The organism is Pseudomonas sp. MBLB4136, assembly GCF_051904765.1.
Taxonomy (GTDB): domain Bacteria; phylum Pseudomonadota; class Gammaproteobacteria; order Pseudomonadales; family Pseudomonadaceae; genus Aquipseudomonas.
In genome coordinates this window covers 3254698-3281296 of sequence record NZ_CP196713.1, presented here as the reverse complement: position 1 = coordinate 3281296, position 26599 = coordinate 3254698, and the positions used below count along the sequence as shown (strand labels likewise).

At 65.6% G+C, this 26599-nt stretch carries 26 protein-coding genes and 1 pseudogene; 9 read left to right on the top strand and 18 right to left on the bottom strand.

Going from position 1 to position 26599, the window contains the following annotated elements; genetic code table 11:
* Nucleotides 1-87: 87 nt before the first annotated feature.
* From nth to metG, 8 genes are all read right to left on the bottom strand, one after another.
* A complete protein-coding gene (gene nth / locus ACSX1D_RS14845) occupies nt 88-726 on the bottom strand; it encodes an endonuclease III (RefSeq protein WP_439859236.1) in 639 nt (212 codons plus the stop codon).
* On the bottom strand, nt 723-1430 hold the full coding sequence (locus tag ACSX1D_RS14840; protein ID WP_439859235.1) for an electron transport complex subunit E: 708 nt from the start codon (nt 1428-1430) through the stop codon (nt 723-725). Before ACSX1D_RS14840 ends, nth begins: the two co-directional genes overlap by 4 nt.
* Complete coding sequence (gene rsxG, locus ACSX1D_RS14835; protein ID WP_439859234.1) at nt 1423-2064, bottom strand: electron transport complex subunit RsxG; 642 nt, start codon at nt 2062-2064, stop codon at nt 1423-1425. Before rsxG ends, ACSX1D_RS14840 begins: the two co-directional genes overlap by 8 nt.
* A gap of 3 nt (nt 2065-2067) precedes the next feature.
* Nucleotides 2068-3099, bottom strand: a complete 1032-nt coding sequence (locus ACSX1D_RS14830) for an RnfABCDGE type electron transport complex subunit D (protein ID WP_439859233.1) — start codon at nt 3097-3099, stop codon at nt 2068-2070.
* A 52-nt stretch (nt 3100-3151) separates the two neighbouring features.
* The gene (gene rsxC, locus ACSX1D_RS14825; RefSeq protein ID WP_439859232.1) at nt 3152-5839 is read right to left on the bottom strand and encodes an electron transport complex subunit RsxC; all 2688 of its coding nucleotides are present in this window, start codon (nt 5837-5839) and stop codon (nt 3152-3154) included.
* The gene (gene rsxB / locus ACSX1D_RS14820) at nt 5836-6411 is read right to left on the bottom strand and encodes an electron transport complex subunit RsxB (protein ID WP_439859231.1); all 576 of its coding nucleotides are present in this window, start codon (nt 6409-6411) and stop codon (nt 5836-5838) included. Before rsxB ends, rsxC begins: the two co-directional genes overlap by 4 nt.
* Complete coding sequence (rsxA, locus tag ACSX1D_RS14815; protein ID WP_439859230.1) at nt 6408-6992, bottom strand: electron transport complex subunit RsxA; 585 nt, start codon at nt 6990-6992, stop codon at nt 6408-6410. Before rsxA ends, rsxB begins: the two co-directional genes overlap by 4 nt.
* A 131-nt stretch (nt 6993-7123) precedes the next feature.
* The gene (gene metG, locus ACSX1D_RS14810) at nt 7124-9175 is read right to left on the bottom strand and encodes a methionine--tRNA ligase (RefSeq protein WP_439859229.1); all 2052 of its coding nucleotides are present in this window, start codon (nt 9173-9175) and stop codon (nt 7124-7126) included.
* Between the two features lie 219 nt (nt 9176-9394).
* Between metG and apbC the strand changes: the two genes are divergently transcribed.
* On the top strand, nt 9395-10483 hold the full coding sequence (gene apbC, locus ACSX1D_RS14805; protein WP_439859228.1) for an iron-sulfur cluster carrier protein ApbC: 1089 nt from the start codon (nt 9395-9397) through the stop codon (nt 10481-10483).
* A gap of 58 nt (nt 10484-10541) precedes the next feature.
* Here apbC and ACSX1D_RS14800 read toward each other — a convergent pair whose 3' ends face one another.
* Entirely contained in the window at nt 10542-10751 is a 210-nt protein-coding gene (locus tag ACSX1D_RS14800; protein ID WP_003245585.1) for a cold-shock protein, read from the bottom strand.
* 323 nt (nt 10752-11074) lie between these two features.
* Here ACSX1D_RS14800 and dcd point away from each other — a divergent pair, with 323 nt between their 5' ends.
* Both dcd and ACSX1D_RS14790 read left to right on the top strand, forming a co-directional pair.
* Entirely contained in the window at nt 11075-11641 is a 567-nt protein-coding gene (gene dcd, locus ACSX1D_RS14795) for a dCTP deaminase (RefSeq protein ID WP_439859227.1), read from the top strand.
* A gap of 218 nt (nt 11642-11859) precedes the next feature.
* The gene (locus ACSX1D_RS14790) at nt 11860-12087 is read left to right on the top strand and encodes a hypothetical protein (protein WP_439859226.1); all 228 of its coding nucleotides are present in this window, start codon (nt 11860-11862) and stop codon (nt 12085-12087) included.
* Between the two features lie 49 nt (nt 12088-12136).
* Here the strand turns inward: ACSX1D_RS14790 and ACSX1D_RS14785 are convergent, their stop codons facing one another.
* From ACSX1D_RS14785 to ACSX1D_RS14765, 5 genes are all read right to left on the bottom strand, one after another.
* Nucleotides 12137-13339: an ISL3 family transposase gene (locus ACSX1D_RS14785; RefSeq protein ID WP_439859225.1), complete on the bottom strand. Its 1203-nt coding sequence runs from the start codon at nt 13337-13339 to the stop codon at nt 12137-12139.
* Nucleotides 13340-13547: 208 nt separating this feature from the next.
* Nucleotides 13548-16085, bottom strand: coding sequence for a penicillin acylase family protein (locus ACSX1D_RS14780; protein ID WP_439859224.1), 2538 nt, complete (start codon nt 16083-16085; stop codon nt 13548-13550).
* 171 nt (nt 16086-16256) lie between these two features.
* The gene (locus ACSX1D_RS14775; RefSeq protein ID WP_439859223.1) at nt 16257-16721 is read right to left on the bottom strand and encodes a DUF2489 domain-containing protein; all 465 of its coding nucleotides are present in this window, start codon (nt 16719-16721) and stop codon (nt 16257-16259) included.
* Nucleotides 16722-16728: 7 nt separating this feature from the next.
* Nucleotides 16729-16923 (bottom strand): SEC-C metal-binding domain-containing protein, encoded by a 195-nt coding sequence (locus ACSX1D_RS14770; RefSeq protein WP_439859222.1) that lies wholly within the window; start codon nt 16921-16923, stop codon nt 16729-16731.
* A 6-nt stretch (nt 16924-16929) separates the two neighbouring features.
* Complete coding sequence (locus ACSX1D_RS14765; protein WP_439859221.1) at nt 16930-17427, bottom strand: LEA type 2 family protein; 498 nt, start codon at nt 17425-17427, stop codon at nt 16930-16932.
* A 112-nt stretch (nt 17428-17539) separates the two neighbouring features.
* On the opposite strand from ACSX1D_RS14765, the gene ACSX1D_RS14760 reads away from it, so the two are divergent.
* On the top strand, nt 17540-18103 hold the full coding sequence (locus ACSX1D_RS14760; protein ID WP_439859220.1) for a hypothetical protein: 564 nt from the start codon (nt 17540-17542) through the stop codon (nt 18101-18103).
* An 80-nt stretch (nt 18104-18183) separates the two neighbouring features.
* Here the strand turns inward: ACSX1D_RS14760 and ACSX1D_RS14755 are convergent, their stop codons facing one another.
* The 3 genes from ACSX1D_RS14755 to ACSX1D_RS14745 form a co-directional block, all read right to left on the bottom strand.
* On the bottom strand, nt 18184-19311 hold the full coding sequence (locus tag ACSX1D_RS14755) for a hypothetical protein (RefSeq protein ID WP_439859219.1): 1128 nt from the start codon (nt 19309-19311) through the stop codon (nt 18184-18186).
* A 96-nt stretch (nt 19312-19407) separates the two neighbouring features.
* Nucleotides 19408-19893, bottom strand: coding sequence for a YchJ family protein (locus tag ACSX1D_RS14750; RefSeq protein ID WP_439859218.1), 486 nt, complete (start codon nt 19891-19893; stop codon nt 19408-19410).
* Nucleotides 19894-19896: 3 nt separating this feature from the next.
* Nucleotides 19897-20394 carry a DUF6231 family protein gene (locus ACSX1D_RS14745; protein WP_439859217.1) on the bottom strand — a complete coding sequence of 166 codons (498 nt, stop codon included), beginning with the start codon at nt 20392-20394 and terminating at the stop codon, nt 19897-19899.
* 422 nt (nt 20395-20816) lie between these two features.
* Here ACSX1D_RS14745 and ACSX1D_RS14740 point away from each other — a divergent pair.
* From ACSX1D_RS14740 to ACSX1D_RS14730, 3 genes and pseudogenes are all read left to right on the top strand, one after another.
* Nucleotides 20817-21179, top strand: a pseudogene (locus ACSX1D_RS14740) (OmpA family protein); the annotation flags it as partial.
* Nucleotides 21180-21316: 137 nt separating this feature from the next.
* On the top strand, nt 21317-22045 hold the full coding sequence (locus tag ACSX1D_RS14735; protein WP_439859216.1) for an OmpA family protein: 729 nt from the start codon (nt 21317-21319) through the stop codon (nt 22043-22045).
* Nucleotides 22046-22183: 138 nt separating this feature from the next.
* On the top strand, nt 22184-22477 hold the full coding sequence (locus ACSX1D_RS14730; protein WP_439859215.1) for a DUF1145 domain-containing protein: 294 nt from the start codon (nt 22184-22186) through the stop codon (nt 22475-22477).
* Between the two features lie 75 nt (nt 22478-22552).
* Here ACSX1D_RS14730 and ACSX1D_RS14725 read toward each other — a convergent pair whose 3' ends face one another.
* On the bottom strand, nt 22553-23017 hold the full coding sequence (locus ACSX1D_RS14725; RefSeq protein ID WP_439859214.1) for a CopD family protein: 465 nt from the start codon (nt 23015-23017) through the stop codon (nt 22553-22555).
* A 111-nt stretch (nt 23018-23128) separates the two neighbouring features.
* On the opposite strand from ACSX1D_RS14725, the gene dinG reads away from it, so the two are divergent.
* Together dinG and ACSX1D_RS14715 are read left to right on the top strand one after the other, a co-directional pair.
* Nucleotides 23129-25273, top strand: coding sequence for an ATP-dependent DNA helicase DinG (dinG, locus tag ACSX1D_RS14720; protein ID WP_439859213.1), 2145 nt, complete (start codon nt 23129-23131; stop codon nt 25271-25273).
* A 96-nt stretch (nt 25274-25369) separates the two neighbouring features.
* A complete protein-coding gene (locus ACSX1D_RS14715) occupies nt 25370-26515 on the top strand; it encodes a serine hydrolase domain-containing protein (RefSeq protein WP_439859212.1) in 1146 nt (381 codons plus the stop codon).
* Nucleotides 26516-26599: the final 84 nt, after the last annotated feature.

The window sequence follows — 26599 nt, the reverse complement described above, 5'->3', positions numbered from 1 at the left end:
GGGGCCATTTGCGCACCTTATAGCGGCAAAACCGGGGCGGGTAAAAAAGATTTTTTCAATCAGAAGGCGAGCTTTTCCAATGAAAGCTCAATCGTCTGAAGTCTTGTGCTTGTATTCGCACAGATCTTCGATGCGGCAGCTGCCGCAGCGCGGCTTGCGCGCCTGGCAAACGTAGCGCCCGTGCAGGATCAGCCAGTGGTGGGCGTCGAGCAGGAACTCCTTGGGCACGAACTTCAGCAGCTTCTTCTCCACCTCCAGCACGGTCTTGCCCGGGGCGATGCCGGTACGGTTGCTGACGCGGAAGATATGGGTGTCCACGGCCATGGCCAGCTGCCGGAAGGCGGTGTTGAGCACCACGTTGGCGGTCTTGCGACCGACCCCGGGCAGGGCTTCCAGGGCCTCGCGGCTCTCCGGCACCTGGCCGCCGTGCTGCTCGACGAGGATGCGACAGGTCTCGATGACGTTCTTCGCCTTGCTGTTGTACAGGCCGATGGTCTTGATGTACTCCGACAGGCCTTCGACGCCCAGGGCATGGATGGCTTGCGGCGTGTTGGCCACCGGAAACAGCTTGGCGGTGGCCTTGTTGACCCCGACGTCGGTGGCCTGGGCCGAGAGGATCACCGCGATCAACAGCTCGAACGGCGAGCTGTAGGCCAGCTCGGTCTTGGGCTCCGGGTTGTCTTCATGCCAGCGGCGGAAGATCTCGTGGCGCTTGGCCGCGTTCACTCGATCACCCCGGTGACCCGCACCCGTCGGCTCTGTGCCGGCGTTTGCGGCTGGCGTGCCTTGGCCCGTTCGGCCAGTACCTGGTCGATGCGATTCTTGCCGGCGATCAGCAGGCCGAGGACGATGAAGGCGCCGGGCGGCAGGATGGCCAGCAGGAAGCCCGGGTAGTCGGGCATCACCGTGATCTGCCAGTCGGCCGCCAGCGGGCCGAACAGCAGGTGCATGTTGGCAAACAGCATGCCGGTGCCGAACAGCTCGCGCAGGGCGCCGATCATCACCAGCACCACGCCGAAGCCCAGGCCCATCATCAGGCCATCGTAGGCGGCGCGGGCCGGGTCGTTCTTTGCCGCGAAACCGTCGGCGCGGCCGAGGATCACGCAGTTGGTGGTGATCAGCGGGATGAAGATGCCGAGGATCTGGTACAGCTCATAGGTGAAGGCCTGCATCAGCAGTTCGATGCAGGTGGTCAGGGCGGCGATGATCATCACGAAGGCGGGCAGGCGCACGGCGGTGTTGACCACGCCGCGCACCAGCGACACCGCGGTGTTGGAGCAGACCAGCACCATCGCGCTGGCCAGGGCCAGGCCGAGGGCATTGACCGTGGAATTGCTGACGCCCAGCAGCGGGCAGAGGCCGAGCAGCTGCACCAGCGCCGGATTGTTTTTCCACAGGCCGTTGAGGGTGATCTCGCGATAGCTAACCATGGGGCTTCACCTGGGCTGCGAACAGCTCCTTCTTGTGCGCATCGAAGTACTGCAGGGCCAGGTGCACCGCCTTGACCACCGCCCGTGGGGTGATGGTGGCACCGGCGAACTGGTCGAACTGACCGCGGTCCTTGCGCACCGCCCAGCCGGCTTCGTCCGGGTTGCCCAGGGACTTGCCGTTGAAAGCGAGAATCCACGGGCTCTTGCTTAGCTCGATCTTGTCACCCAGGCCCGGGGTCTCCTTGTGGCTGAGCACCCGCACCCCGGCCAGCTGGCCGTCGGCGCGGATGCCGACCAGCAGCTGGATCGCCCCGCTGTAGCCGTCCGGTGCGGTGGCCCGGAGGATGACCGCACTGGGCTGGCCGTCCTTGATCGCCACATAGGCCGGTTGTGGTCGCTTGTGGCCGAGCAGCTCGGGATCGTGCACCTGGATGCTGTTATCCAGCAGGTGGTTGTCGTAGCTGTCCGCCGGGAGGATCTCGGCGAGGGCGCGCACCTGGGCCTCGCGCTCGGAGGCGGCGATGCGGCTGGCGGTGCTCTGCTGGACCAGGGCCACCAGGCCGACCGTGGCCACGGCGAACAGGCCGAGCACCAGGCTGTTCTTCAGCATCGAGCGGCTGATTTCGGGTAGCACGCGTTACTCTCCCAACTTGAAGCCGCGGGTCGGCTTGCGGTGGCCGTAGGTGCGCGGCCGGGTGTAGTAGTCGATGGTCGGCGCCGCCAGGTTCATCAGCAGCACGGCGAAGGCCACGCCGTCCGGGTAGCCGCCCCAGGCGCGGATGACGTAGACCAGGATGCCGACGCCGATGCCGAACAGCAGGCGACCGAGGTTGCTGGTGGCGCCGGACACCGGATCGGTGACGATGAAGAAGGCGCCGAGCATGGTCGCCCCGCTGAGCAGGTGGAACAGCGGCGAACCATGGGAATCGGAGCCGCTGCCGTTCCAGAACAGCAGGCTCATCAGCGCCAGGGCCGCGAGCATGCCGACCGGCGCGTGCCAGGTGAACAGGCGCTTGTGCAGCAGGTACAGGCCGCCGGCGAGGAAGGCCAGGTTGACCGCCTCGACCGCCGCGCCGCCGAAGCGGCCGAATGCCGGGTGCTGGGCCCAGAGTTCGTCGACGGTCAGGCTCTGGTTGATCTTCAGCACGTCCAGCGCGGTGGCCTGGGTCCAGCCGTCGGGCAGGACGGCGATGCCGAACACGTGCAGCAGACCATCGATCGGGCCGACCCGCTGCGGCGCCGGCCAGCTGGTCATCTCGCTCGGGAAGGAGATCAGCACCACCACGTAGCCGAGCATGGCCGGGTTGAACGGATTCTGCCCGAGGCCGCCGTACAGTTGCTTGCCGAAGACGATGGCGAAGCCCGTGGCGATCAGGGTCAGCCACCAGGGTGAGTAGGGCGGCAGGGCCAGGGCCAGCAGCACCGCGGTGACCAGGGCGCTGTAGTCCTTGAGGAAGAAGCCCAGCGGGCGCTGGCGCAGGGCGAGGATCGCCGCCTCGAAACCCAGGGCGCAGGCGCTGGCCCAGAGCAGGTTGATCAGCGTGCCGGCGCCGAACAGCCAGGTCAGGGCGAGCACGCCCGGCACGCAGGCCAGCAGCACCTGCAGCATCACCTGCTGGGTGCGGTTGGCGCCCTTGGCGTGGGGCGAAGTGATGCGGGGCAGGGCCATTGGCGCTCCGGTGTCAGGTAGTGGTGAGGGGCAGATCGCCGGGCGACCGGCCCTACGACTCGGTGTGTTGCTGCAGTCTGTCTTCGGCCTCGGCCAGGCGTTGGCGCGCCGCCGCCAGTGCCTCGCTTGTGGCGCTGTCATCGCGCTCCAGCTTGCGCAGGTCGGCGCGAGCGAAGGCCACCTCGGTCTTTAGCGCACGGGTGGCGTCGTCGATCGGCCGCTTGTCGCTGCGCACCAGCTCCGGCGCCGGCTTGTCGGAAGCCGCTTCGGCCTGGTGCAGCGCCTGCTCGGCCGCGGCGACGGCGCCGCGCAGGGCATCCAGCTCGGCCTCCGCGACTTCGGCCTTCTCGGCCTTCTTCAACTCGGCGCGCTTCATCGCCAGCTCGACCTTGGCCTTCTTTAGCGGATCGACCTCCGGCGCCTTGGACGGTTTGGCCGGGACCGGAGCGGCTGGGGCCTGGTTCTGCAGGCTGTCGAGGAGCTTCTCGGCGTCCTCGAGCTGCTGGCGCAGGCGGGCGATCTCGGCCCGCTGGTCGTCGTCAGGGGCGTCGAGCTTCTCCAGCTTGCGCAACTGGGCGCGGAGCATGGCGGCGTCGATCTTGGCCTTTTTCAGGGCGCCGTCGTCCGCCGGCTTGGCCGGCGCGGTGGGGGTCTGGATCTGCAGGCTGTCGAGCAGCTTCTCGGCGTCCTCGAGCTGCTGCCGAACGCGGGCGATCTCGGCCTGCTGGTCGTCGTCAGGGGCGTCGAGCTTCTCCAGCTTGCGCAACTGGGCGCGGAGCATGGCGGCGTCGATCTTGGCCTTTTTCAGGGCGCCGTCGTCCGCCGGCTTGGCCGGCGCGGCGGGGGTCTGGATCTGCAGGCTGTCGAGCAGCTTCTCGGCTTCCTCGAGCTGCTGCCGAACGCGGGCGATCTCGGCCTGCTGGTCGTCGTCCGGGGCCTCGAGCTTCTCCAGCTTGCGCAGCTGGGCGCGGAGCATGGCGGCGTCGATCTTGGCCTTCTTCAGGGTCGCGTCGTCCGCGCTCGGGGCGGTTGCTGCGGTGCTCGCCAGCGCCGCCTCCAGGGCTTTCTGCGCCGCCTCGGCGGCCTCGCGCAGTTCCTTGACCTGGGCCTGCAGCTCCGGGGTGTCATGGGTGGCCAGCTGCTTCTCGGCCTTCTTCAAGGCGACCTGGGCCATGCTGGCTTCGATCTTCAGCTTCTTCTGCGCATCGCTGAGGCCGCTGGCCTTGGCGGTCGAGCCGGCGGCCACGGCGTCTTCCTCCAGCAGCCCGGCGGAGGTCTCGGCCTGGATCGCCTTGGCGCGGGCGGCGCGCTCGGCGCGGGCCTGGCGCTCGGCTTCCTTCTGTTCCTCGGCGCGGCGCAGGCGCTCCTGGCGCAGTTCGAAGCGCTGCTTGGAGTGCTCGGCCTTGATCTGCTTCTGCTCCAGCTCGCGGATCTCGCCCTTGGCCGCGCGGTAGTACTGCACCAGGGGGATGTTCGAGGGGCAGACGTAGGCGCAGGCGCCGCATTCGATGCAGTCGAACAGGTTGTGTTCCTTGAGCTGCTCGTGTTCCTGGCCGAGGGCGAAGAAATGCAACTGCTGCGGCAGCAGGGTGGCCGGGCAGGCCTCGGCGCACTCGCCGCAGCGGATGCACGGCAGCGCCGGCGGCGGCGGTGGCAGTTCCTCGGCGGTGGCGGCCAGCAGGCAGTTGGTGGTCTTGATCAGCGGCACCTCGAGGTTGGGCAGGGTGAAGCCCATCATCGGGCCGCCCATGACCAGGCGGTGCAGCTTGTCGGCCTGCAGGCCGGCGAATGCCAGCAGCTCGCCGACCGGGGTGCCGAGCAAGGCCTCGACGTTCATCGGCCGCGTCAGAGCGTCGCCGGTGAGGGTGGTGATACGGCTGATCAGCGGTTTGCCGAGCACCACCGCCTCATGGATGGCCACGGCGCTGCCGACGTTCTGGCAGAGCATGCCGATATCGGCGGGCAGGCCGCCGCTGGGCACTTCCACGCCGGTGAGGATCTGGATCAGCTGCTTCTCGCCGCCCGACGGGTACTTGGTCGGGAACACCCGCACGCTGAACGGCCGCTCGCCGACTGCCGCCTGCACCGCGGCGATGGCCTCGGGCTTGTTGTCCTCGATGCCGATCAGCACCTGCTCGGGCTGGATCAGGTGGGCGAGGATCTCGATGCCGCTGACCAGTTCGGCGGCCTTCTCGCGCATCAGCAGGTCATCGGCGGTGATGTACGGCTCGCACTCGGTGCCGTTGATGATCAGCGTGTGGATCTTCTGCGTCGGCCGCGCGGCGAGCTTGACCGCGGTGGGGAAGCCGGCGCCGCCCAGGCCGCTGATGCCGGCCTGGCGGATCTTCTCCAGCAGGACGGTCGGCTCCAGGGCACGGTAGTCGGGGCAGGGCTGCAGATCGCACCACTGCTCCTGGCCGTCGCTGTCGATGACGATGGCCGGGGTGAGCATGCCGGAGACATGGGGATAGGGTTGCGCGCCGATGAAGCTGACGATACCGGAGGTCGGCGCATGCAGCGCGGCGCTGACGAAGCCGCTGGCTTCGGCGATCTTCTGCCCCTTGAACACGGCCTCGCCGACTATCACCAGGGGCTCGGCCGCCGCCCCGATATGCTGGTTCAGCGGCAGCACCAGGCGCTTGGGCAGTGGCGCGGTCTGCACGGCGCCGTGGTTGGACAGTGCCTTGCGCTCGGGCGGATGGATGCCGCCGTGAATGTCCCAGATTTGCATCGTGCTCATGCCGCTTGCCCCCGGTCAGTGGCGATCAGCTGGCCGGGCGCCAGGGGCAGCTGCCACTTCCAGCTCTGCAGCGTGCTGCCGACTTCGAGCATGTCGATGCAGTCGACCGGGCAGGGCTCGACGCACAGGTCGCAGCCGGTGCATTCGCTGGCGATCACCGTGTGCATTTGCTTGGCCGCACCGACTATGGCGTCCACCGGGCAGGCCTGGATGCACTTGGTGCAGCCGATGCATTCGGCCTCGCGGATAAAGGCGACCATCTGCGGCTTCTCGCCTTCCACGGCGTCCAGCGGCTCGGCCTCGACGTCCAGCAGGTCGGCCAGCGCCTGGATGGTCGCCTCGCCGCCCGGAGGGCACTTGTTGATCTTGTCGCCGCCGGCGATCGCCTCGGCGTAGGGCTTGCAGCCCGGATAGCCGCATTGGCCGCACTGGGTCTGCGGCAGCAGGGCGTTGATCTGTTCGGCGATCGGGTTGCCTTCGACGCGAAAGCGCACCGCCGCGTAGCCGAGGATGGCCCCACACACCAGGCACAGGCCGAGCAGGGCGAGTACCGCGCTGATCACCAGACTCATAGCTTGATCAACCCGGTGAAGCCCATGAACGCCAGGGACATCAGGCCGGCGGTGACCATGCCGATGGCCGCGCCCTGGAAGGTCTTGGGCACGTCGGCGATGGCGATGCGCTCGCGCATGGCGGCGAACAGCACCAGCACCAGGGAGAAGCCCAGGCCGGCGGCGAAGCCATTGGCGGTGGCGGTGATGAAGGTGAACTCGGCCTTGTTGGCGTTGAGCAGGGCCACGCCGAGGACGATGCAGTTGGTGGTGATCAGCGGCAGGAAGATGCCGAGCACGCGGTAAAGCAGCGGGCTGGTCTTGTTCACCACCATCTCGGTGAACTGCACGGTGACGGCGATCACCAGGATAAAGCTGATGGTGCGCAGAAACTCCAGGTCCAGGGGTTTGAGCACGTACTGCTGGACCAGGTAGCTGCACATCGCCGCCAGGGTCAGCACGAAGGTGGTGGCCAGGGACAGGCCGATGGCCGTCTCGATCTTCTTCGACACGCCCATGAACGGGCAGAGGCCGAGGAACTGCACCAGCACGAAGTTGTTGACCAGGATGGCGCTTACCATGATCAGGGCGAGTTCGGTCATTGCGGGTACCGTTGTGGACAGGCAAAGGCCGTAGGTAAAGGGCGCCTATTATCGGGAAGGCGCCCGGTGCAGACAAGCCGGCATTGGTCGGCGTGCCGCTGTGGGGGGCGGCGGCAGCCAGCGCGGCGGGGTTACTTGACCCGCTGGCCCGGCTTGGCGCCGCTGTCCGGGCTGAGCAGGTAGATTTCCTCGCCGCCGGGGCCGGCGGCCAGCACCATGCCCTCGGACACACCGAACTTCATCTTGCGTGCGGCCAGGTTGGCCACGTACAGGGTCAGGCGGCCCTCGAGGGCGCTCGGGTCCGGGTAGGCGCTCTTGATGCCGGAAAACACGTTGCGCTTGGCATCGCCGATGTCCAGGGACAGGCGCAGCAGCTTGTCGGCGCCCTCGACCAGCTCGGCCTTCTCGATCAGGGCGATGCGCAGGTCGACTGCGGCGAAGGTGTCGAAGGCGATTTCCGCGGCCAGCGGCTCCTTGCTCAGCTCGCCGTTGCCGGCATCCGGGTTCCCGGCCGGTTTGCTGGTCTCGGCGACCAGGTCTTCCTTGGAGGCTTCGATCATGGCGTCGATCTTCGCCGGCTCGATGCGGGTCAGCAGGGCGCTGAACGGGTTCAGTTGGTGGTCGGCCAGCAGGTACTGGTGGTCGTTCCAGGTCAGCGGCGCGACATTGAGGAAGGCCTCGGCGTCGGCGGCCAGCTTCGGCAGCACCGGCTTGAGGAAGATCACCAGCTGGCGGAACAGGTTGATGCCCACGGCGCAGATGGCCTGGACCTCGGCCTGCTTGCCTTCCTGCTTGCTCAGTGCCCAGGGCGCCTTGTCGGCGATCCAGGCGTTGGCGCGGTCGGCCAGGGCCATGATCTCGCGCATGGCGCGGGCGAAATCGCGGGCCTCATAGGCCTCGGCGATCGAGGGGGTGGCGGCGCTGAAGGCGTCGGTGAGCTCGGGGGCGACATTGCCGGCCACCAGCAGGCCGCCATTGCCCTTGTGGATGAACCCGGCGCAGCGGCTGGCGATGTTGACCACCTTGCCCACCAGGTCCGAGTTGACCTTTTGCACGAAGTCCTCGAGGTTGAGGTCGAGGTCGTCGACGCCGCGGCCCAGCTTGGCCGCGTAGTAGTAGCGCAGGTACTCGGGATTCAGATGGTCCAGGTAGGTGCGCGCCTTGATGAAGGTGCCGCGGGACTTGGACATCTTCTGGCCGTTGACCGTCAGGTAGCCGTGCACGTTGATGCCGGTGGGCTTGCGCAGGCTCGCGCCTTCGAGCATCGCCGGCCAGAACAGGGCGTGGAAGTTGACGATGTCCTTGCCGATGAAGTGGTACAGCTCGGCGTTGGAATCCGGGTTCCAGAAGGCGTCGAAGTCCAGCTCCTGGCGCTTGGCACACAGATGCTTGAAGCTGGCCATATAGCCGATCGGCGCGTCCAGCCAGACGTAGAAGTACTTGCCGGGCTCGTCGGGAATCTCGAAGCCGAAGTAGGGCGCGTCGCGGCTGATGTCCCACTCCTGCAGGCCGGCGTCCAGCCATTCGGCGATCTTGTTGGCCACGGCGTCCTGCAGGGTGCCGCTGCGGGTCCACTGCTCGAGCATGGCCTGGAAGTCCGGCAGCTTGAAGAAGAAGTGCTTGGAGTCACGCAGCTCCGGTACCGCGCCGGAGATGGCCGAGCGCGGGTTCTTCAGCTCGGTCGGCTCGTAGGTGGCGCCGCACTTCTCGCAGTTGTCGCCGTACTGGTCCTCGGCGGCGCACTTCGGGCAGGTGCCCTTGATGAAGCGGTCGGCGAGGAACATGCCCTTTTCCGGGTCGAAGTACTGGGTCACCGAGCGGGTGGCGATATGACCGGCTTCGCGCAGCTTCAGGTAGATGGCCGAGGACAGCTCGCGGTTCTCGTCCGAATGGGTCGAATGGTAGTTGTCGAAGTCGACCAGGAAGTCGGCGAAGTCAGCGGTGTGCTCGGCCTGTACCTCGGCGATCAGCTGTTCGGCGCTGATCCCCTGCTTCTCGGCGCGCAGCATGATGGCCGAGCCGTGGGCGTCGTCGGCACAGACATAGATGCACTGGTTGCCGCGCAGTTTCTGGAAGCGCACCCACATGTCGGTCTGGATGTACTCGAGCATATGGCCGAGGTGGATCGAACCGTTGGCATAGGGCAGGGCGCTGGTGACGAGAATCTGGCGGGCTTCGGGCATGGGGATCGGCTGCACTGGTAAAACGAAGGAAGTCGGCAACTATATAGGCGCAGCGTTTTTTTTTCACCCGTGCGCTGCGCCCAGGTGGATGCACCTGGCGGCGCCTTCCGCGTGTTCGTCGGCGACAGGCGGGCCAGGCGGCGGCTCGCGCGAATGCGTCGAGCTCGCCGCTCGGTTAGCATAGTCGTCTGTTTTGCTCGGTCTTTATCTGGAGTTGCCATGAGCCTCGTGACCCGTCAGGCGGTGGAAGCCGCACTGCGTCAGTACACCGATCCCCACCTCAACCAGGACCCGGTCAGCGCCGGCTGCCTGCGCGAGGTCGACATCCAGGGCGGCAAGGTGCGCGTGCGCCTCGAGCTGGGCTATGCCGCCGGGCTGTTCAAGAGCGGCTGGGCGCAGATGCTGCAAATGGCCCTGGAGGGCCTCGATGGCGTAGAGGGGGCCGAGGTGCAGGTCGATTGCCTGATCGAGCCGCACAAGGCCCAGGAGCAGATCCCGGCCTTGGCCAGCGTGAAGAATGTGATCGCCGTGGCCTCCGGCAAGGGCGGGGTGGGCAAGTCGACCACCGCCGCCAACCTGGCCCTGGCCCTGGCCCGCGAGGGCGCGCGGGTGGGCATCCTCGATGCGGATATCTACGGGCCCAGCCAAGGCATCATGTTCGGCATCGCCGAAGGCACCCGGCCCGAGGTCAAGGAGCAGAAGTGGTTCGTTCCGCTCGAAGCCCATGGCGTGCAGGTGATGTCCATGGCCTTCCTCACCGACGAGAACACCCCGGTGGTCTGGCGCGGGCCGATGGTCTCCGGCGCGCTGATCCAGCTGATCACCCAGACCGCGTGGAACGACCTGGACTACCTGGTAGTGGATATGCCGCCGGGCACCGGCGACATCCAGCTGACCCTGGCGCAGAAGGTGCCGGTGGCCGGTGCGGTGATCGTCACCACGCCGCAGGATCTGGCCCTGCTGGATGCCAAGAAGGGCGTGGAGATGTTCCGCAAGGTGCACATTCCGGTACTGGGTGTGGTGGAGAACATGGCGGTGCACATCTGTTCGAACTGCGGCCATGCCGAGCACCTGTTCGGCGAAGGCGGAGGGGAGAAGCTGGCGGCGCAGTTCGGCGTCGACCTGCTGGCCTCCATGCCGCTGTCGATGGCCATCCGCATGCAGTCCGACGGCGGCAAGCCGACCACCATCGCCGACCCGGAAAGCCAGATCGCCATGCTCTACCAGTCCATGGCACGCAGCGTCGGCGCGCGCATCGCCCAGGCCGGTCAGCTGGCCATGCCGACCATCCAGGTCAGCGACGACTGAATTTCTACCAGGCACAAAAAAGCCCCGCCGAAGCGGGGCTTTTTTAAGTCAGTTCAGGTTAGATAACCTGAACTTCCTCAGCTTGCATGCCTTTCTGACCACGGGTGGCCACGAAGGAAACCTGCTGGCCTTCTTTCAGGCTCTTGAAGCCATCGCTCTGGATAGCTTTGAAGTGTACGAACAGGTCGTCACCGGATTGCGGGGTGATGAAGCCGTAGCCTTTTTCATCGTTGAACCACTTAACGGTGCCAGTCTGACGATTGGACATGTGATATCTCCTAACAAAAGTAATAGCAGCCCTGGAAAAGCCCAGGCCGGGACTGAGTGCAACGAGTACTAGGAGTCGGACGATGTTTGGATCGAAATCTAGGCATCAAGTAGCGATTCGCGGTGACACATGCAGCACAGTGGGGTCACCATACCTGCTTTTGCCGCCGAGCGCGAATGCTCTGTGCGCCTTTTCACTAATTAATGGTCATTGGCGACGAACTCGGTGGCGCGGATGCGTCGGTCGACAGCCTTTGAACCCTGCCGCCGGCCCCGGTAAGATGCGCTCACTTTTTCACCATCAGCCCATTCAGGACGCCCGCCATGAGCATCAAATCGGACAAGTGGATTCGCCGCATGGCCCAGGAACACGGCATGATCGAGCCCTTCGTCGAGCGCCAGGTGCGCACCGAGGGCGATGCGCGCCTGATCTCCTACGGGGTCTCCAGCTACGGCTACGACGTGCGCTGCGCCGACGAATTCAAGGTGTTCACCAATATCAATTCGGCCACCGTCGACCCGAAGAACTTCGATGAAAAGAGCTTCGTCGACGTGAAAAGCGACGTGTGCATCATTCCGCCGAACTCCTTCGCCCTGGCGCGCACCGTCGAGTATTTCCGCATCCCGCGCAATGTGCTGACCATCTGCCTGGGTAAGAGCACCTACGCGCGCTGCGGCATCATCGTCAATGTGACGCCGCTGGAGCCGGAGTGGGAGGGGCACGTGACCCTGGAGTTCTCCAACACCACCACGCTGCCGGCGAAGATCTACGCCAACGAGGGCGTGGCGCAGATGCTGTTCCTCGAGTCCGACGAGGCCTGCGAGGTGTCCTACAAGGATCGCGGCGGCAAGTACCAGGGCCAGCTGGGCGTGACCCTGCCCAAGGCCTGAGTGCCTGACGGCAGTTGGCTGGAGCGAAAAACCGGGCTGAGCCCGGTTTTTTTCTGCCTGTCGTGCGGTTCGGGGGCAGCCCGATGCGGCCGCACGTGAACCCGATGCGGGTTGCCATGGGCGGGCCGAGCGAACTGCCCGGGCGCTGGCGCACTCTAACGCACAGGGAGCTCGTCGTAGGCGGGTTGACAAGACTGTCAGAGAGGGAGCCACGGGTTATGGCAAAGTGGATGATTACCTACAGCAAGGACGAGGGTGTCGGGGTGCTGGAGATCGAATCGGCAACCCGGCCGAGCATGGAACAGGCGGTGCAGTGGTTGCTGGAGATGGCCGAGCAGACCTACGAGCGCGAGGAGCCGAAGGAGCGGCCCTACGAGGAACAGACACCAGCTGTGCGCCTGTTGGAGCGCTACGGTATCGCCGTGACCAGCATCTGCGAGGAGTGACGCGGCTGCAAAGGTGGGGTCGCTGGCATATTCCAGGCAAAAGAAAGGTTCATCGCACTTTCCCGGGGAAGGCGGCCTTGATTTTCAGGAAGAAGTAGTCCGAGTCGCGGAAGCCATAGGCCATGCGCTTGATGACCTTGATGCGGTTGTTCACCCCCTCCAGCACGCTGGTGTGCATCGGGAAGCGGGCACTGGCGAGGATGCCGCGGAGGTAACGCCTGAGGTTCTTGGCGAAGCGCTGCAGCGGCGCCAGGCTACTGTCCCGGACGTGCCGTTGCCAGTCCCGCCAGCGCCGCCAGCCCTCCCAGACGCCGGGCGCGTACCAGATGTCCTTGAGCGCATCCTTGAGCAGGTAGACGGTGGCCAGTGATTGATTGGCTTGCAGCAGCTCCTGCAACTGCACCGCCTGCTCGCTCTTGAGGTTGGCCCGGTTGCGCAGCAGCAACCAGCGACTGCGCTTGACCACTTGGCGCGCCGGTTTGTCATGCCGTAGCAGGTTGGCCTGGTCGACGCGGATACGGTCGATCACCTCGCGGCCGTAGCGCGCCACCACATGGAACAGGTCGTACACCACCTCGGCCCGCGGGCAATGGCGCTTCACCTCCAGGTCGAAGGCCGTGTTCATGTCCATCGCCACCGCCTCGATCTGCTGGCAGCGCTCGCCAAGCAGCTCGAAGAACGGCCGAACAGCCTCGCGGCTGTTGCCGTGCCCGACCCACAGCACGCGGGTTCGCTCGGCATCCATGATCACCGTGGCGTAGCGATGGCCCTTGTGCAGGGCGAACTCGTCCATCACCAAGCGCCGCACGTCAGCGGGCTCGAAGGCGCCCACTGCGGCTTCCAATCGACGCTTGTCGATGGCCTTGAGGGTGTGCCAGTGCAAGCCGGTCAGGCGACTGACATGGCTTATCGGCAAGAGCTGCAACAGGCCTTCGAGCCAGATCTGCAAGCGCCGAGTCAGGCGTGCGGCCGGTCCCAACCAGTCGATACGCTCGGTCACGCGTCCACAGGTCAGGCAGTCGGTGCGGCGCACGGGTAACTGCAGAACAACACGCCGATCCAGCAGGTCACGGTCACGCACCTGGCGCATGCGCCGTTCGTGGATCAACGGACAGGGCTGGCCACAGCGCCCACACTGGGGTAGCCGGTTGGCCTGGGGCTCCAGCTCAATCAGCAGGGTGTTTTCAGCGGCGGGGCGGCAGGCGACGACCTCGTAGCCTGGCCAGAAAGCGGCAAGATCAATAGGATGCACGGCGACAGCAGGGACTGGGAGTTGGTGTGTTTGGCGACTGCCAATCTACCCATTTCCCTGACTGTCAACTCGCTCTTTCCCCAGAGTCCGCGAAGAACCAAAAGAAAGGGCGCCAGCAGGCGCCCTCAAACGATGAACTATGGAGTAAGTCCGCAGCTTCAGAGCCGCGATGCGGGCTATTGGTTCAAAAACTCCCGACGAACGGTAGTCATTGACCCGGCATCAGCAGCAGGCGCTGGGTGCCGTAGACCTTGTCGAGGTTCTGCGGCTGGAACGGAAAGCTCATGTAACGACCCTTGAACCAGGCCTCGATGCCGTCGGCATAGTGGTCGCTGGCCGGGTTGCCGGACTGTCCCGAGCTGTTCAGGCCGATCAGTGGCTCTTCGCTGCCGAAGTCGACGACGATGCGCATGGCCGGAATCAGCCAGGTGTCGAAGTCCTCGCCCCAGTGGTAGGCCGAGACGTTGAGGGTGCTGTGGTCGCCGCCAGCAGGGTAGGGGCCGCGGTCGAGGTAGCCCTTTAGCGCGTTGATGCTGCTGCGCTGGCTGGCGTTCATGTACTTGGCCAGCTGAGAGGTTTCGCTGGTCCAGCTGTAGCTGTGCAGCTTGCCCCACTGCCAGGTCCGCGGGTCGCTGCCCAGGCGGGTCTCGCCGAGGGTCATGGCAGCCGCCAGGCTGCGCGCGAGAATGGCCGGCTTGTCTTCTTTCTGCGGGGTGCTCAGGTCGTCCCAGAACGGGCTGTCGTCACGGCCGAGCAGGTGGTCGGCCTGGGCCGAGTAGGAGGTGTCGGCGGTCTGCACCAGGGCTTTCCAGGCGGCACTGCTGTCCGGGCCCAGCTCGTCGAGGAAGATCTGCCGTGCGCTTTCGTGGAGCAAGGCCCCGTACAGTGCGGCGTCGGCCGAATCGGCGGCGAGCCTGCCATCGAAGGCGAGCAGGCGCTCGAGCGCGACCTGGGCCTTGGTCCGCTGGCCCTGTGGCAGCGCCTCGATGGCCTGCTTCAACGACTCCGCCATGCCCGGAGCGGTGAACATGCCCTGGAGCTTGGCGACGAACGGCGAGTTCTGGTCGTACTGCATGGCGATCATGCTGGCGCGGTCGTGCTTGCCGCTGCCTGCCAGGGTGGCGATGCGCTCGGCGCGCTCGGGGTAGTACCAGGAATTGGACAGCTGCATGCCATAGCCGCGGTTGACGCTGCGCTGGTTGGCGCTGCCCAGCCAGCCCTGGGGCGGGTCCTGATCGTAGGGGTGGAGGATCGGGTCGGCGAAACCATCCCAGTCATAGCGCCCCTCCCAGCCGGGGGATGGCAGCAGGCCGAGACCTTCGCGGCGGTTGGGGAAGCGTCCGGTGACCTGCCAGCCGATGTGCTGGGCGTCGGCGAAGACGATGTTCAGCGGCATCGCGCGGATTTCCCGGGTTGCCTCGAAGGCCTGCTCCACCGACTGGGCGCGGGACAGGTCGAAGAACGCATCGAGGCTCTGGTCCGCCTCGAACTGCGCAGTCTGCAGCGCCAGGCCGTAGCCGCTGCTCAGCTGCAGCGGTTGCAGGCGATGCTTGCGCTCGCCCAGTACCGAGTTGAGCAGTGGCCCGTGACGGGTTTCATAGATGGTTTCGCGGATCGGTCGCTCACCCTTGATGAAGAAGGTTTCCTGGCGCTCGGTGGCCGCCAGCCACTGGCCGTCGGCCTGATAGAGGAGGCGGCCGCCTTCGCGCTTGAGCTTCTCCAGGAACAGGTCCTGGTTGTCGCCCATGACCATGGTCATGCCCCAGCCCAGCTTGCCATTGAAACCGGCGACCACCGCCGGCACGCCGGCGATCGAGACGCCGGCGGCCTGGAATTTCGGCGAGCGGATCTGCACGAAGTTCCAGGCCGAGGGCAGCGCCAGGGGCAGGTGGGTGTCGTTGGCCAGCAGGCTCCTGCCGCTGCGACTGTTCTGCGGGGCGATGGCCCAGTTGTTGGATGCGGCGACGCCGAGCATATGGGTCTCGGTGAGTTGGCCGGCGGCCTGGCTGACCGCTTCTAGGCCGGCGACCTGGCCGGCCAGGTTCAAGCCGGCAAGCTTGGCGGCTTCCTCGAAGGGTAGCGGCTCGTCGGGGTAGGTCGGTAGCAGCCAGGCCAGTTGCTCGCTGCCGACCTTCTGCGCCAGCATCAGGGCGGCGAGCTCTTCCTGCAGGTTGACCGACAGGCTGAAGTTCAGCAGGCAGAACACCAGCGCCGAGTCTTCCGGCTTCCAGTAGGGCGGGCGGTAGCCGGTTTCCGCCAGGTCCATCGGCAACTTGTCGCGGTAGCGGAACAGGTAGGCGTTGACGCCGCGGGCGTAGACCTCGAAGAAGCGCTGCAGACGCGGCGAGGCGTTGCGGTAGAGCAGCTCGGCGCTCTTTCTCAGGTTGACCGCACGCATGAAACGGTCGATTTCCAGTACACCCGGGCCGGCCATTTCCGCCAGGCGACCTTCAGCCATCAGGCGCAGGCCTACCATCTGGCTGAGCCGATCGCTGGCGTGCACGTAACCCAGGGCGAACAGTGCGTCGTGGAAGGTGGTGGTTTCGATCAGCGGCATGCCCAGGGCATTGCGTCGCACCACCACGCTCTGGGCCAGGCCCTGCACCCGGACAATGCCCTGGGTGGGGTGCACGCTGTCGCGGTAGCGGCTGTCGAGAAACGACTGGCAGCCGGCCAGGAGCAGGCTGACGGCGAGGGTTGTGGCCAGGCACAGCGGGGCCAGTGGGCGAAACGCGCGCGATAGCATGCAGCGGGCTCCTTGCAGGATGCAGGAATGGGATGGTTGGTCGCAGTGGGGCGCCGCCCGTTAGCCTAGCAAGTTCGGCCGGGCGAGCTGCCATGAACGATGGCTGGTGTAGGGTGCGGCGTAAGGTAGACAGCGCTGCGGCGCCTGGCAAGAGGCCAGGCGCGCAGTTGCTCAGGCGCGCTTGGGCGCTTGCTGCAGGCCCTCGTCGAGCAGCCAGCGGGCTGCCGCGCGGGCCGCCGCCTTATGCTGCAGTTCGAGTTCGTTGAAGTTCTTCTCGTGTTGCCGGCGCACGGCCTTGTCCAGGGCCTTCCAGTCGGCATGGGTCGGCACGTGGGCGGTGGCGGCGAACAGTTGGTGGAAGACCTCGCAGCGGGCGTCCTGGCTCAGCGTACTGTCGTAGTTGTCGAGCAGCACCTTGATGCGGATCGAGCCTTCGATCAGCGGCAGCTGCCCGTCGAGCAGGCTGCCGGCGAGGATCTGCAGGTCACCGCCTAGGCGTTCGCGCCGCTCTTCGGCGGCCTGCTCCAGCTGACGCTGTTGCGCCCAGACCCGGCGCCACAGGTGCAGGGCGTAGGCGGCGAGGGCCAGTAGCAGGAGGGCACCTGCCAGCAGCAGAGACAGGGTGAGGTTGCTCATTGGCGACTCAGGCGCCGTGGCACTTCTTGAACTTCTTCTGGCTGCCGCAGGGGCACGGGTCATTGCGGCCGACGTCTTTCAGGGCGTTGCGCACCGGCTCTTGGTGGCCGTGATTGCAATGGGGGCCATGCACATGATCGTGGTCATGGTGATCGTGATCGTGGTTGCAGTCGGGGCCGTGGACGTGGGGTTGCTGGTTCATGTGCGGTTACTCCGGGATGAAATCGCCGGGGATTATCTCGCCATTGCGCGACATGTGCACGCTGCGGCCGAACAGAAAGCCAGTTTTTACCGCGCCGTCGAGGCGGTAGCGAATCGGCTCGTCGGGTTCTTCCAGCAACTTGACGATCTGCCGCACGTGTCGCCAGAGGTTAGTGCGCACCGGCACGTCGAACACGTGATGGCCATGGGCGGGCACAGTGAACCAGGCGTCGGACTCGCCTTCAGCCAGTTTCACCTCGTTGAGGTGAACCCGGTAGTCGAGGCCGCGCACCGGCAGGCTGACGCTGTTGGGGTTGTCGATGCGAAAGCGCAGGACGAAGCGCTGCTCCAGCAGTTTGGCGCGAATGACGTCGACTTTGACCAGACGGATATCCGGATCCTTGAAGCCACCCGACATCCAGGTGGAGCATCCGCTGAGGCCCGAAAGCAGGCCAAGGAATATCAGTAGGCTAAGAATTCTTATAGTTTTTGCCTGATAAAACATTTGTTACTCCGATGGACGCCACAGTGTAACAAGCAAGTGCTCGGCTGCAACGTGTTGTGAGCGTAAAAAAACCTGCGCCATACTGAGCGTCGATTAGGACAGGAGTGTGACCATGGCTAGCTACGAGATCGCCTTCGCCGGGCAATTGGTACCGGGTGCCCAGGGGGAGGTGGTCAAGGCCAACCTGGCCAAGCTGTTTCAGGCCGATGCCCAGCGAATAGCCCTGCTGTTTTCGGGGCGGCGCATCGTGATCAAGAACAACCTGGACGCGGCAGGCGCGGAGAAATACCGGGCAACCCTGGAGCGCGCCGGCGCCCTGGTCGAGGTCTCCGTAATGCCGGCTGCAGCCGCGATCGAGCAGGCGGCGCGCCCTGCCGAGCCAAGCCAGGCGCAAGCGCCAGCGGCGGCTGCCGAGATCCGGGCCGAGGTCGCGCCTGGGCGCCTGAAGGTGTTGCCGCGCGATGAATACATGGCCGCATTTGCCGAGGTGGATGCGCCGGACTTCGGCATCGCCCCGCTGGGCGACGACCTGCAGGACGACAAGCCGGACGTGCAGGCGCCCGAGTTGGATCTGACCCAGTTCAGCCTGGCGCCGCCCGGCAGCGACATGGGGCAGGCCCGCACAGAGCCCGCGACCGCGGCACCCGACATCTCGCACCTGAAGCTGCAGGATTGACCCGCCAAGGCCCGCTCAGGCGGGCCTTGGCGCATCTGTTGGGCGCTTGAATCGCGGCGGGCGCTGAGCCGTTGTGCGGATCAGCGGCCGGCCAGGCTGTTGCTGTCGGCGCTGCACTTGGCTTGCGCCTGGGCCGGGGTCAGGTCGCGGATCGAGGTGTAGAACAGCGTGCAACTCTGTTGCTGGTCGCTGACCTGCCATTTCTGCGTACAGCGACTCAGTGTCGCCTGCGGGTCGGTGCCTGGTTGCTGGCCCATGCGCGCTTGCCAGCAGGCGGCGGCGAGATCCTGGCCCATGACCTTGAGGCCGGCCTGGTCGGCCTTGCGCTGGTCGCCGCCATAGTTGCTGGGGTCGGCGGCATACCAGATATAGCTGGGGTGATTGGCCCCCAGCACGGCCACCGACTGGCTAGGCGCCGGGTTAATCTGGCCGAGCCCGAGTACCTCAAGCGTTACACCGTAGCGCTGCTTCACCCAGTTGCGTACCGGGCTGCCGAAGGCGACCATGGGCAGGGCGCCTTCGCCGTTGCCCGCGGTAAGCTCGGCGACCATGCGTTGCTGGTAGTCGCTGAAATAGTCGTAGACCCCTTCCAAGGTGCTGCCGGCACTGGCCGGCGCGGCAATGGGCGCGATGTCGACGATGGTCTGGTAGGCCGGGGTCTCGGCCGGCGGTACGCCGTTGACGCTGAGCAGTTCGGCCCAGCGGTCGGTGGTGCTGGAGCGCAGGTAGTCCTGGGCCTGGGTCAACGAATAGTCGGGCGGGAAGTGCAGGAGCTCGACGCTCTTGCGGTTGTCCAGGGGCATGCCCAGGGGCAGGAAGAAGTACCAGTCGTACTGCCACCTGCCGTCCTGGTTGAGTCGCTCGGCCCCCTTGAAGGCCAGATCACCGCTGTCGAGCAGCTGTCGCAGCGGCCTGCCGTAGTCGGCGGGTACGCCGCTGAAGCTGGCGTAAATCCGGTCGCCGCGACGCGTGACCCGGACCTTGGCCGCGTCGTGGCCGTCACGGCTCAGGCTCTGCTCCAGGTAATGCTCGACGGTCTGCTCCAGGGTCCAGGGGCGATAGCAGACCACGCTGCAGTTGTTGGGATAGGCGAACAGCCGGCTCACGCGCTCCGTACTGCCCAGGTCGAGGTGCTCGCCGGAAGGTTGGCTGGCGCAGCCCCAGAGCAGGCTGGCGAGGACGAGCAGCAATCCAGTTTGCTTGTACATGGTTTTTCCTTGTCGAGTGTCCGTCGCCCCCAATCGATGCGCCGGAGGTCGATTGATGCAGTTGAATCAGCTGGTTCCGTTGTCCGTCGGTGGCCCTCAGTTCAGGTAGGCCGCACAGCATTTCTTGAATTTTTGCCCGCTGGCGCAGGGGCATGGATCGTTGCGGCCGGCGTTCAGGTCCACCGTCGGGTCGATGAAAAACCACTGGCCGTCGTGTTGGACGAAGGCTGAGCGCTCGCGGTGGCTATGCTCGCCGGCGTCATCGTGCCAGCGCGCGGTGAAGGTGACGAAGGCGTGCTCGGGTTGGCCGCCAAGCACCTCGCTCTGCTCGACCTCGAGGCCGAGCCAGGTACTCTGCAGGCTCCAGGTACGGATAGCTTCGCGGTCCAGCCCCGACTGTTGGGCGGGGAGGGTGGTGGCCAGCAGGTAATCAACCTGGCCCAGGACGTAGGCGCTGTAGCGCGAGCGCATCAGGCTTTCCGCGCTGGGTGCCGGCGTGCCGGCGTGATAGCGGCCGCAGCATGCGTTCAGCAGGTCGCCACTGCCGCAAGGGCAACTGGCCGCAGTGTCAGGTGTCGGCATGGGTCACCACCAGTATTTACCGAACATCTCGGGGTTGGCCCAGAACTTGGCGTTGAGCCAGTCGGGCACCTGTTTATAGTCGAGCAGGTCATAGGTGAACAGGCTGAGGGTCTGTTCGCCGCGCTGGAAGCGCTCGCTGGCCTGCATCGCCAGGGCGAAGAAATCGGTGTCCTGCCAGCTGCAGGCTTGCAGGTCGACCAGCACGGCCAGGCGGCTGGCGTTCAGGTTGCGGATGCCGCCGAGCAGTTCCAGTCCGGTGCGTTTGGGCAGATGCTCCAGGCAGTCGACTATCAGCGCCAGATCGAAACGCTGGGCGGCCAGTTCGCTCGGCAACGCGCCGGCCTCGGCATGAGTGATCTGGCAATTGGCATGGGCGCTGTGGAAGGCGGCCAGCGCCGGCAATTCGCTGGCTCCCACCAGCAGCAGTCGGCTCGGTGTGTAGCGCTCCAGCAGGGCAGCCAGCGCCTGCTGCGGTGTGCGGGAAGATGGCTGTTCGTTCATCGAAGACTCCTGGATCAGGATGCCAAGACTAACGCGCCGCACGCTGCTGTCCTAGAAGCTATTGGCCTCGCGGTGGACGATCGTCTGGCGAATTGTGAAACTGCCGTCTTTAATCCTTAAGTGTCGGTTTTGGGCCGATTTCTACAGGAGACTTGTATATGAGCATTACCAGGAAAGCAGGACCCCTGATTCTGGCGACCAGCTTGTTGACGGGGTGCGCCGGACTGCAAAAGAGCGACTGGCCTACTTGTGCGGCGGTCGGCGGTGTCGGCGGTGCTGCCTTGGGCGCGATCGAGAGTTCGTCATGGGCGGCCGGTGGAGCGGCGGTGGGTGCCGGCATGGCCGCGGCCTATTGCTGGGTGCACGGTGCCGAAGCCGAACAGATGGTCATGGTCGAAGAGGTCATGGAGAAGCCCGCCATGCCTGAGCCCGTCGAGGTGGTGCGGGTCGAGCTGGACGTGAAGTTCGACTTCGACAAGTCGCGGGTCAAAGAAGAAAGCTATGGCGATATCAAGAACCTGGCGGACTTCATGAAGCAGTATCCGCAGACCACCACCGTGGTTGAAGGCCATACCGACTCGATCGGCACGGATGCTTACAACCAGGGGCTGTCCGAGCGCCGCGCAAACGCCGTGCGCGATGTGCTGGTCAATCAATATGGCGTAGAGGGTGGACGGGTCAACGCGGTCGGTTACGGCGAGTCGCGCCCGGTTGCCGACAACGCCACCAGCGAAGGACGCGCCATCAACCGCCGGGTAGAGGCCGAAGTCGAGGCCCGTCAATAAGTCCGGCCAATGGCTGAGTGCAAGCGCTGACCTCGGTAATTATCGATGTATGCCGAGGTTTGGCTTGTGCTGCTATTGGGCGCGAACTTTACTCCTAAGGTATGCCGGTAGCTGCCGGTTACACAGGAGACCACAACATGAGAATCTGCCACGCAAGGGTGGTTGTTCCCTTTTTCCTGGTCAGCAGTGTTCTTTCGGGTTGCGTCACGACTTCCAGTACGGGAGATGCGCCGCTGAACCAGGGGAACTGGCCTCTGTGCAGTGCAATCGGCGGCTTGGCCGGCGGTGGCCTGGGCGCAATCGAGAGTTCGACCGCCGCCGCCGGGGGTGCTCTGGCCGGTGCCGTAATCGGTGGCCTGATCTGCTATGCGCAGGACGGTGACGAGGACGGCGACGGCGTGTTCGATCGCCGCGATCGGTGTCCGCACACCCCAAGCGGAACCCCGGTTCGTCACAACGGTTGCCCGCTCAAGGTCTATCCGGCCAGTCCGGCGCCAGCCGAGCCGGAGCCTGTCGAGGTTGTTCGCGTCGAACTGGACGTGAAGTTCGATTTCGACAAGTCGGTGGTCAAGCCGGATAGTCAGGATGACATTCGGAGCCTCGCCGACTTCATGAAACAGTATCCCCAGACTTCCACGACGGTCGAAGGCCATACCGACTCTATCGGTACCGACGCCTACAACCAGAAGCTGTCCGAGCGACGGGCCAATGCGGTGCGCGACGTGCTGGTCAACCAGCACGGCATTCAGAGCGGCCGCGTTTCCGCCGTTGGCTATGGCGAGACTCGCCCGGTCGCGGACAACAGCACCGATGCGGGTCGCGCGATCAATCGTCGGGTGGAGGCTGAGGTGGAAGTGCAGCCCTGACAGTGGCAGAGGTCCTGGCGCGGTTCGTCCGGCCGTCGGTTTGGCGGAATTCGGCAGGCCCGGGGCCTCAGCCGTGCTGGTCGCATTGTCTCGAAGCGGTTAAGGTGCCGGACGATCTAACAGCTACGAGGGGCGATCATGAAGGCACTGCTGGGGATGGGCAAATTACTGGCGGCGCTGTTCTGGGGGGCGTTGCTGGCCAACCTGCTCGATCCGTTCGTGCAGCCGTTTGCCCTGCTGCTTAACCTGGCTGGAGCCGCGGTCCTGCTGATTCACGCTGCCGAGCTGCTGCTGTTCCGGCAGCAGCTCAAGCAGTGTTTACGACCGCTGCTGCAGGCTGGGCAGGTCATGCTGTTCGGCATCTTTCATCTGCTGGCCTTGCCGCAGGCGCAAGCAGAGGCCACGGAGTCGTTGGTCGCCGAACAGGCGTAGAAGGCTTTCCCGGCAAGGCCCCGCAGCGGTGCGCCCGGAGGCGCGTTCGGCTGCGGGCATCTGTTCGGGCAGTTCCTAGAGCGTCGGGCGAGCGGCGGCGATGCTCACCAGCAGCAGGCCGAATATCAGGTTGATGCCGACCAGGCGGCGAATCCGCCCCAGCACGGCGCCGCCGCTTGGCCAGTCTTCGGCGGCCACGGCGCGGCGCAACTCGGGCAGTTGCAGCGCCTGGATGCGCAGGAACAGCGCGAGCATGGCGATATACAAGCCCATCATGATGTGCACGTAGCGCGGCGCCGTCTCGAAGCCGGTAAAGCGCAGGTGCAGCATGCCCACGCCGCTGATCGGCAGGATCAGCACGGCGGCCCACACCCAATGGAAGAAGCGGCGGAACACCTCGAGCCATAGCTTCAGGCGTGCCGGGGCTTCCAGGGTGGTGACCGCCGAGGGACGAAGAATCATCCAGGCGAAGAACATGCCGCCCACCCAGACGAGTGCGGCGAGCAGGTGCAGGGCGTAAATCGCGGCGTAAGGGGTCATGCAAGTACTCCAGTCGGGCAAGCGGTTCTGCGCGGAATTGATTGGCGCGCTATCATAGCCGCCGATTGCAAACACTGAAAATTTATCCAGCCTTTTCGCGCCCAGATCATCATGCTCAGTACCGAACTCAAGTCCCAGATCCAGGGCGCCTACTCCCGTTTTCTCGAGGCCAAGGGGCTCAAGCCGCGCTATGGGCAGCGCCTGATGATCGCCGAGATCGCCAAGGTGCTGGGGGCCATCAAGGCCGATGGCGAGGGCAGGCGCGAGGGCGAACCGGCGGTGGTGGCGGTCGAGGCCGGCACTGGCACCGGCAAGACCGTGGCCTACAGCCTGGCGGCGATTCCTACCGCCAAGGCCGCCGGCAAGCGCCTGGTGATCGCCACCGCCACCGTGGCCCTGCAGGAGCAGATCGTGCACAAGGACCTGCCGGACCTGATGCGCAACAGCGGCCTGAACTTCAGCTTCGCCCTGGCCAAGGGGCGTGGCCGCTATCTGTGCCTGTCGAAGCTGGACCTGCTGCTGCAGGAGGGCCAGGCGCAGAGCGCCACTGCCCAGCTGTTCGAGGAGGAGGGCTTCAAGATCGACGTCGATGAGCAGAGCCAGAAGCTGTTCACCACGATGATCGAGAAGCTCGCCGGCAACAAATGGGATGGCGACCGTGACAGCTGGCCCCAGGAGCTCGAAGACGGCACCTGGTCACGGTTGACTACCGACCACAGTCAGTGCACCAGCCGGCATTGCCCGAACTTCCAGCAGTGCGCCTTCTACAAGGCCCGCGAGGGCATGGGCAAGGTCGATGTGATAGTCACCAACCACGACATGGTCCTGGCCGACCTGGCCCTGGGCGGCGGCGCGGTGTTGCCCGACCCGCGCGAGACCCTCTATGTATTCGACGAAGGTCATCACCTACCGGACAAGGCGATCGGCCACTTCGCCCACTTCACCCGCCTGCGCTCGACCGCCGACTGGCTGGAGCAGACGGCGAAGAACCTGACCAAGCTGCTGGCCCAGCACCCTTTGCCCGGTGACCTGGGACGCCTGATCGAGCAGGTGCCGGAGCTGGCGCGGGAGATCAAGACCCAGCAGCAGTTCATGTTCAGCGCCTGCGAGCAGCTCGCCGACTTCCGCCCCGGCGAGGACATGGAGGGCCGCGAACGGCCGCGCCACCGCTTCGTCGGCGGCCTGGTGCCGGAGCACCTGCAGGAGCTGGGTCTGGAGCTGAAGAAGGGTTTCTCCCGGCTTACCGATCTGTTCACCGGGGTCGCCGAACAACTCAAGGAAGCCATGGACGGCGAGGCCACGATCGGCATCGCCAGCCACCAGGCCGAGGAGTGGTACCCACTGTTCGGCAGCCTGCTGGCGCGCGCCAAGGGCAACTGGGAGCTGTGGCTGGCCTTCACCGCCGAGGACCCCGAGGACAGCCCGCCCATGGCGCGCTGGCTGACCCTGGCCGAGAGCGGCGCGCTGTTCGACATCGAGGTCAACGCCAGTCCGATCCTCGCCGCCGAAACCCTGCGGCGCAACCTGTGGAATGTCGCCTATGGCGCCCTGGTCACCTCGGCTACGCTGACCGCCCTGGGCACCTTCGATCGCTACCGGATGCGCGCCGGCCTGCCCAAAGTGGCGGTCACGGCGGTGGTGCCGAGCCCCTTCCATCACGCCGACGCCGGCGTGCTCAAGGTGCCGGACCTCAAGGCCGACCCGCGCGAGGCCGCGGCGCACACCGCGGCGATCATTCGCGAACTGCCGCAGCTGGTCGCCGGCTCGCGCGGCACCCTGGTGCTGTTCTCCTCGCGCAAGCAGATGCAGGAGGTGTTCGACGGGCTGGAGCGCGACTGGCGCAAGCGGGTGTTCATCCAGGGCAACCTGTCCAAGCAGGAGACCCTGAACAAGCACAAGGCACGGGTCGACGGCGGCGAGGAGAGCGTGCTGTTCGGCCTGGCAAGTTTCGCCGAAGGGGTCGACCTGCCGGGCGCCTACTGCGAGCACGTGGTGATCGCCAAGATTCCCTTCGCCGTGCCGGACGACCCGGTGGAAGCGGCGTTGGCCGAGTGGATCGAGGCACGCGGCGGCAATCCGTTCATGGAAATCGCCGTGCCGGACGCCTCGCTGCGTCTGGTGCAGGCCTGCGGTCGGCTGCTGCGCACCGAAGCGGACCGCGGCACCATCACCCTGCTCGATAGACGGGTGGTGACCCAGCGTTACGGCAAGGCGATTCTCAACGCTTTGCCGCCGTTTCGTCGGGAGATCGCCTAGAAAGCCCCAGGTGGCGCCCTCGCACGGTTCACAAGCACCGCCGGGGCTGGAACAATGCGCGGCATCTTGTTGATTTCAAAGACCTAGGAGCCGCATTTGCAGATTCAGGGCTATTTCGACCTCCAGTTCGAGGCCGTCAAGGATGCGTTCGCCGCCTTGTTCGAGGATCGCCAGGAGCGTGGTGCGGCGCTGTGCATTCAGATCGCCGGCGAAACCGTGGTGGATATCTGGGCTGGGGTAGCCGACAAGGAAGGCCAGCAGCCCTGGCACAGCGACACCATCCTCAACCTGTTCTCCTGCACCAAGACCTTTGCCGCGGTCACCGCCCTGCAGCTGGTCGGCGAAGGCAAGCTCGAGCTGGATGCGCCGGTGGCGCGCTACTGGCCCGAGTTCGCCGCGGCCGGCAAGGAGAAGATCACCCTGCGGCATCTACTCAGCCACCAGGCCGGTCTGCCGGCGCTGCGCCAACCGATGCCGGCCGAAGCCCTGTACGACTGGCAGGCGATGAGCGCGGCGCTGGCTGCCGAGCAACCCTGGTGGACGCCGGGCGAAGGTCACGGCTATGCCCCGATCACCTATGGCTGGCTGGTCGGTGAGCTGCTGCGGCGCGTCGAGGGGCGCGGGCCGGGTGAGTCCATCGTCGCGCGCATCGCCAAGCCACTGGGCCTGGATTTTCACGTCGGCCTGGCCGACAGCGAGTTCCACCGGGTGGCGCATATCGGTCGTGGCAAGGGCAACCTGGGCGATGCCGCGGCCCAGCGTCTGCTCAAGGTGACGATGAGCGAGCCGGCCGCCCTGAGTACGCGAGCCTTCACCAATCCTCCGTCGATCATGACCAGCACCAACAAGCCGGAATGGCGGCGCATGCAGCAGCCCGCGGCCAACGGCCACGGCAATGCGCGCAGCCTGGCCGGGTTCTACAGCGGCCTGCTCGACGGTCGTCTGCTGGAGAGCGAGCTGCTCGGCGAGCTGACCCGTGAGCACAGTTGCGGCGACGACAGAACCCTGCTGACCCGCACGCGCTTCGGCCTCGGTTGCATGCTGGAACAGCCGCAGGTGGCCAATGCCACCTATGGCATGGGGCCGGGCGCCTTCGGCCATCCGGGCGCGGGTGGTTCCATTGGTTTTGCCGACCCCCAGCGCGACGTCGCCCTGGGCTTCGTCACCAACAATCTAGGACCGTTCGTCTTAATGGACCCCCGTGCGCAGAAACTTGCGCGGGTATTGGCGGATTGTATGTAGAAGTCTGGCTAGACTCGCGGCACAAGCAGACTTTACTGACAGTTACTACTGGCCTGTGGCCACTTCCCTCGACCGATTTGTGTG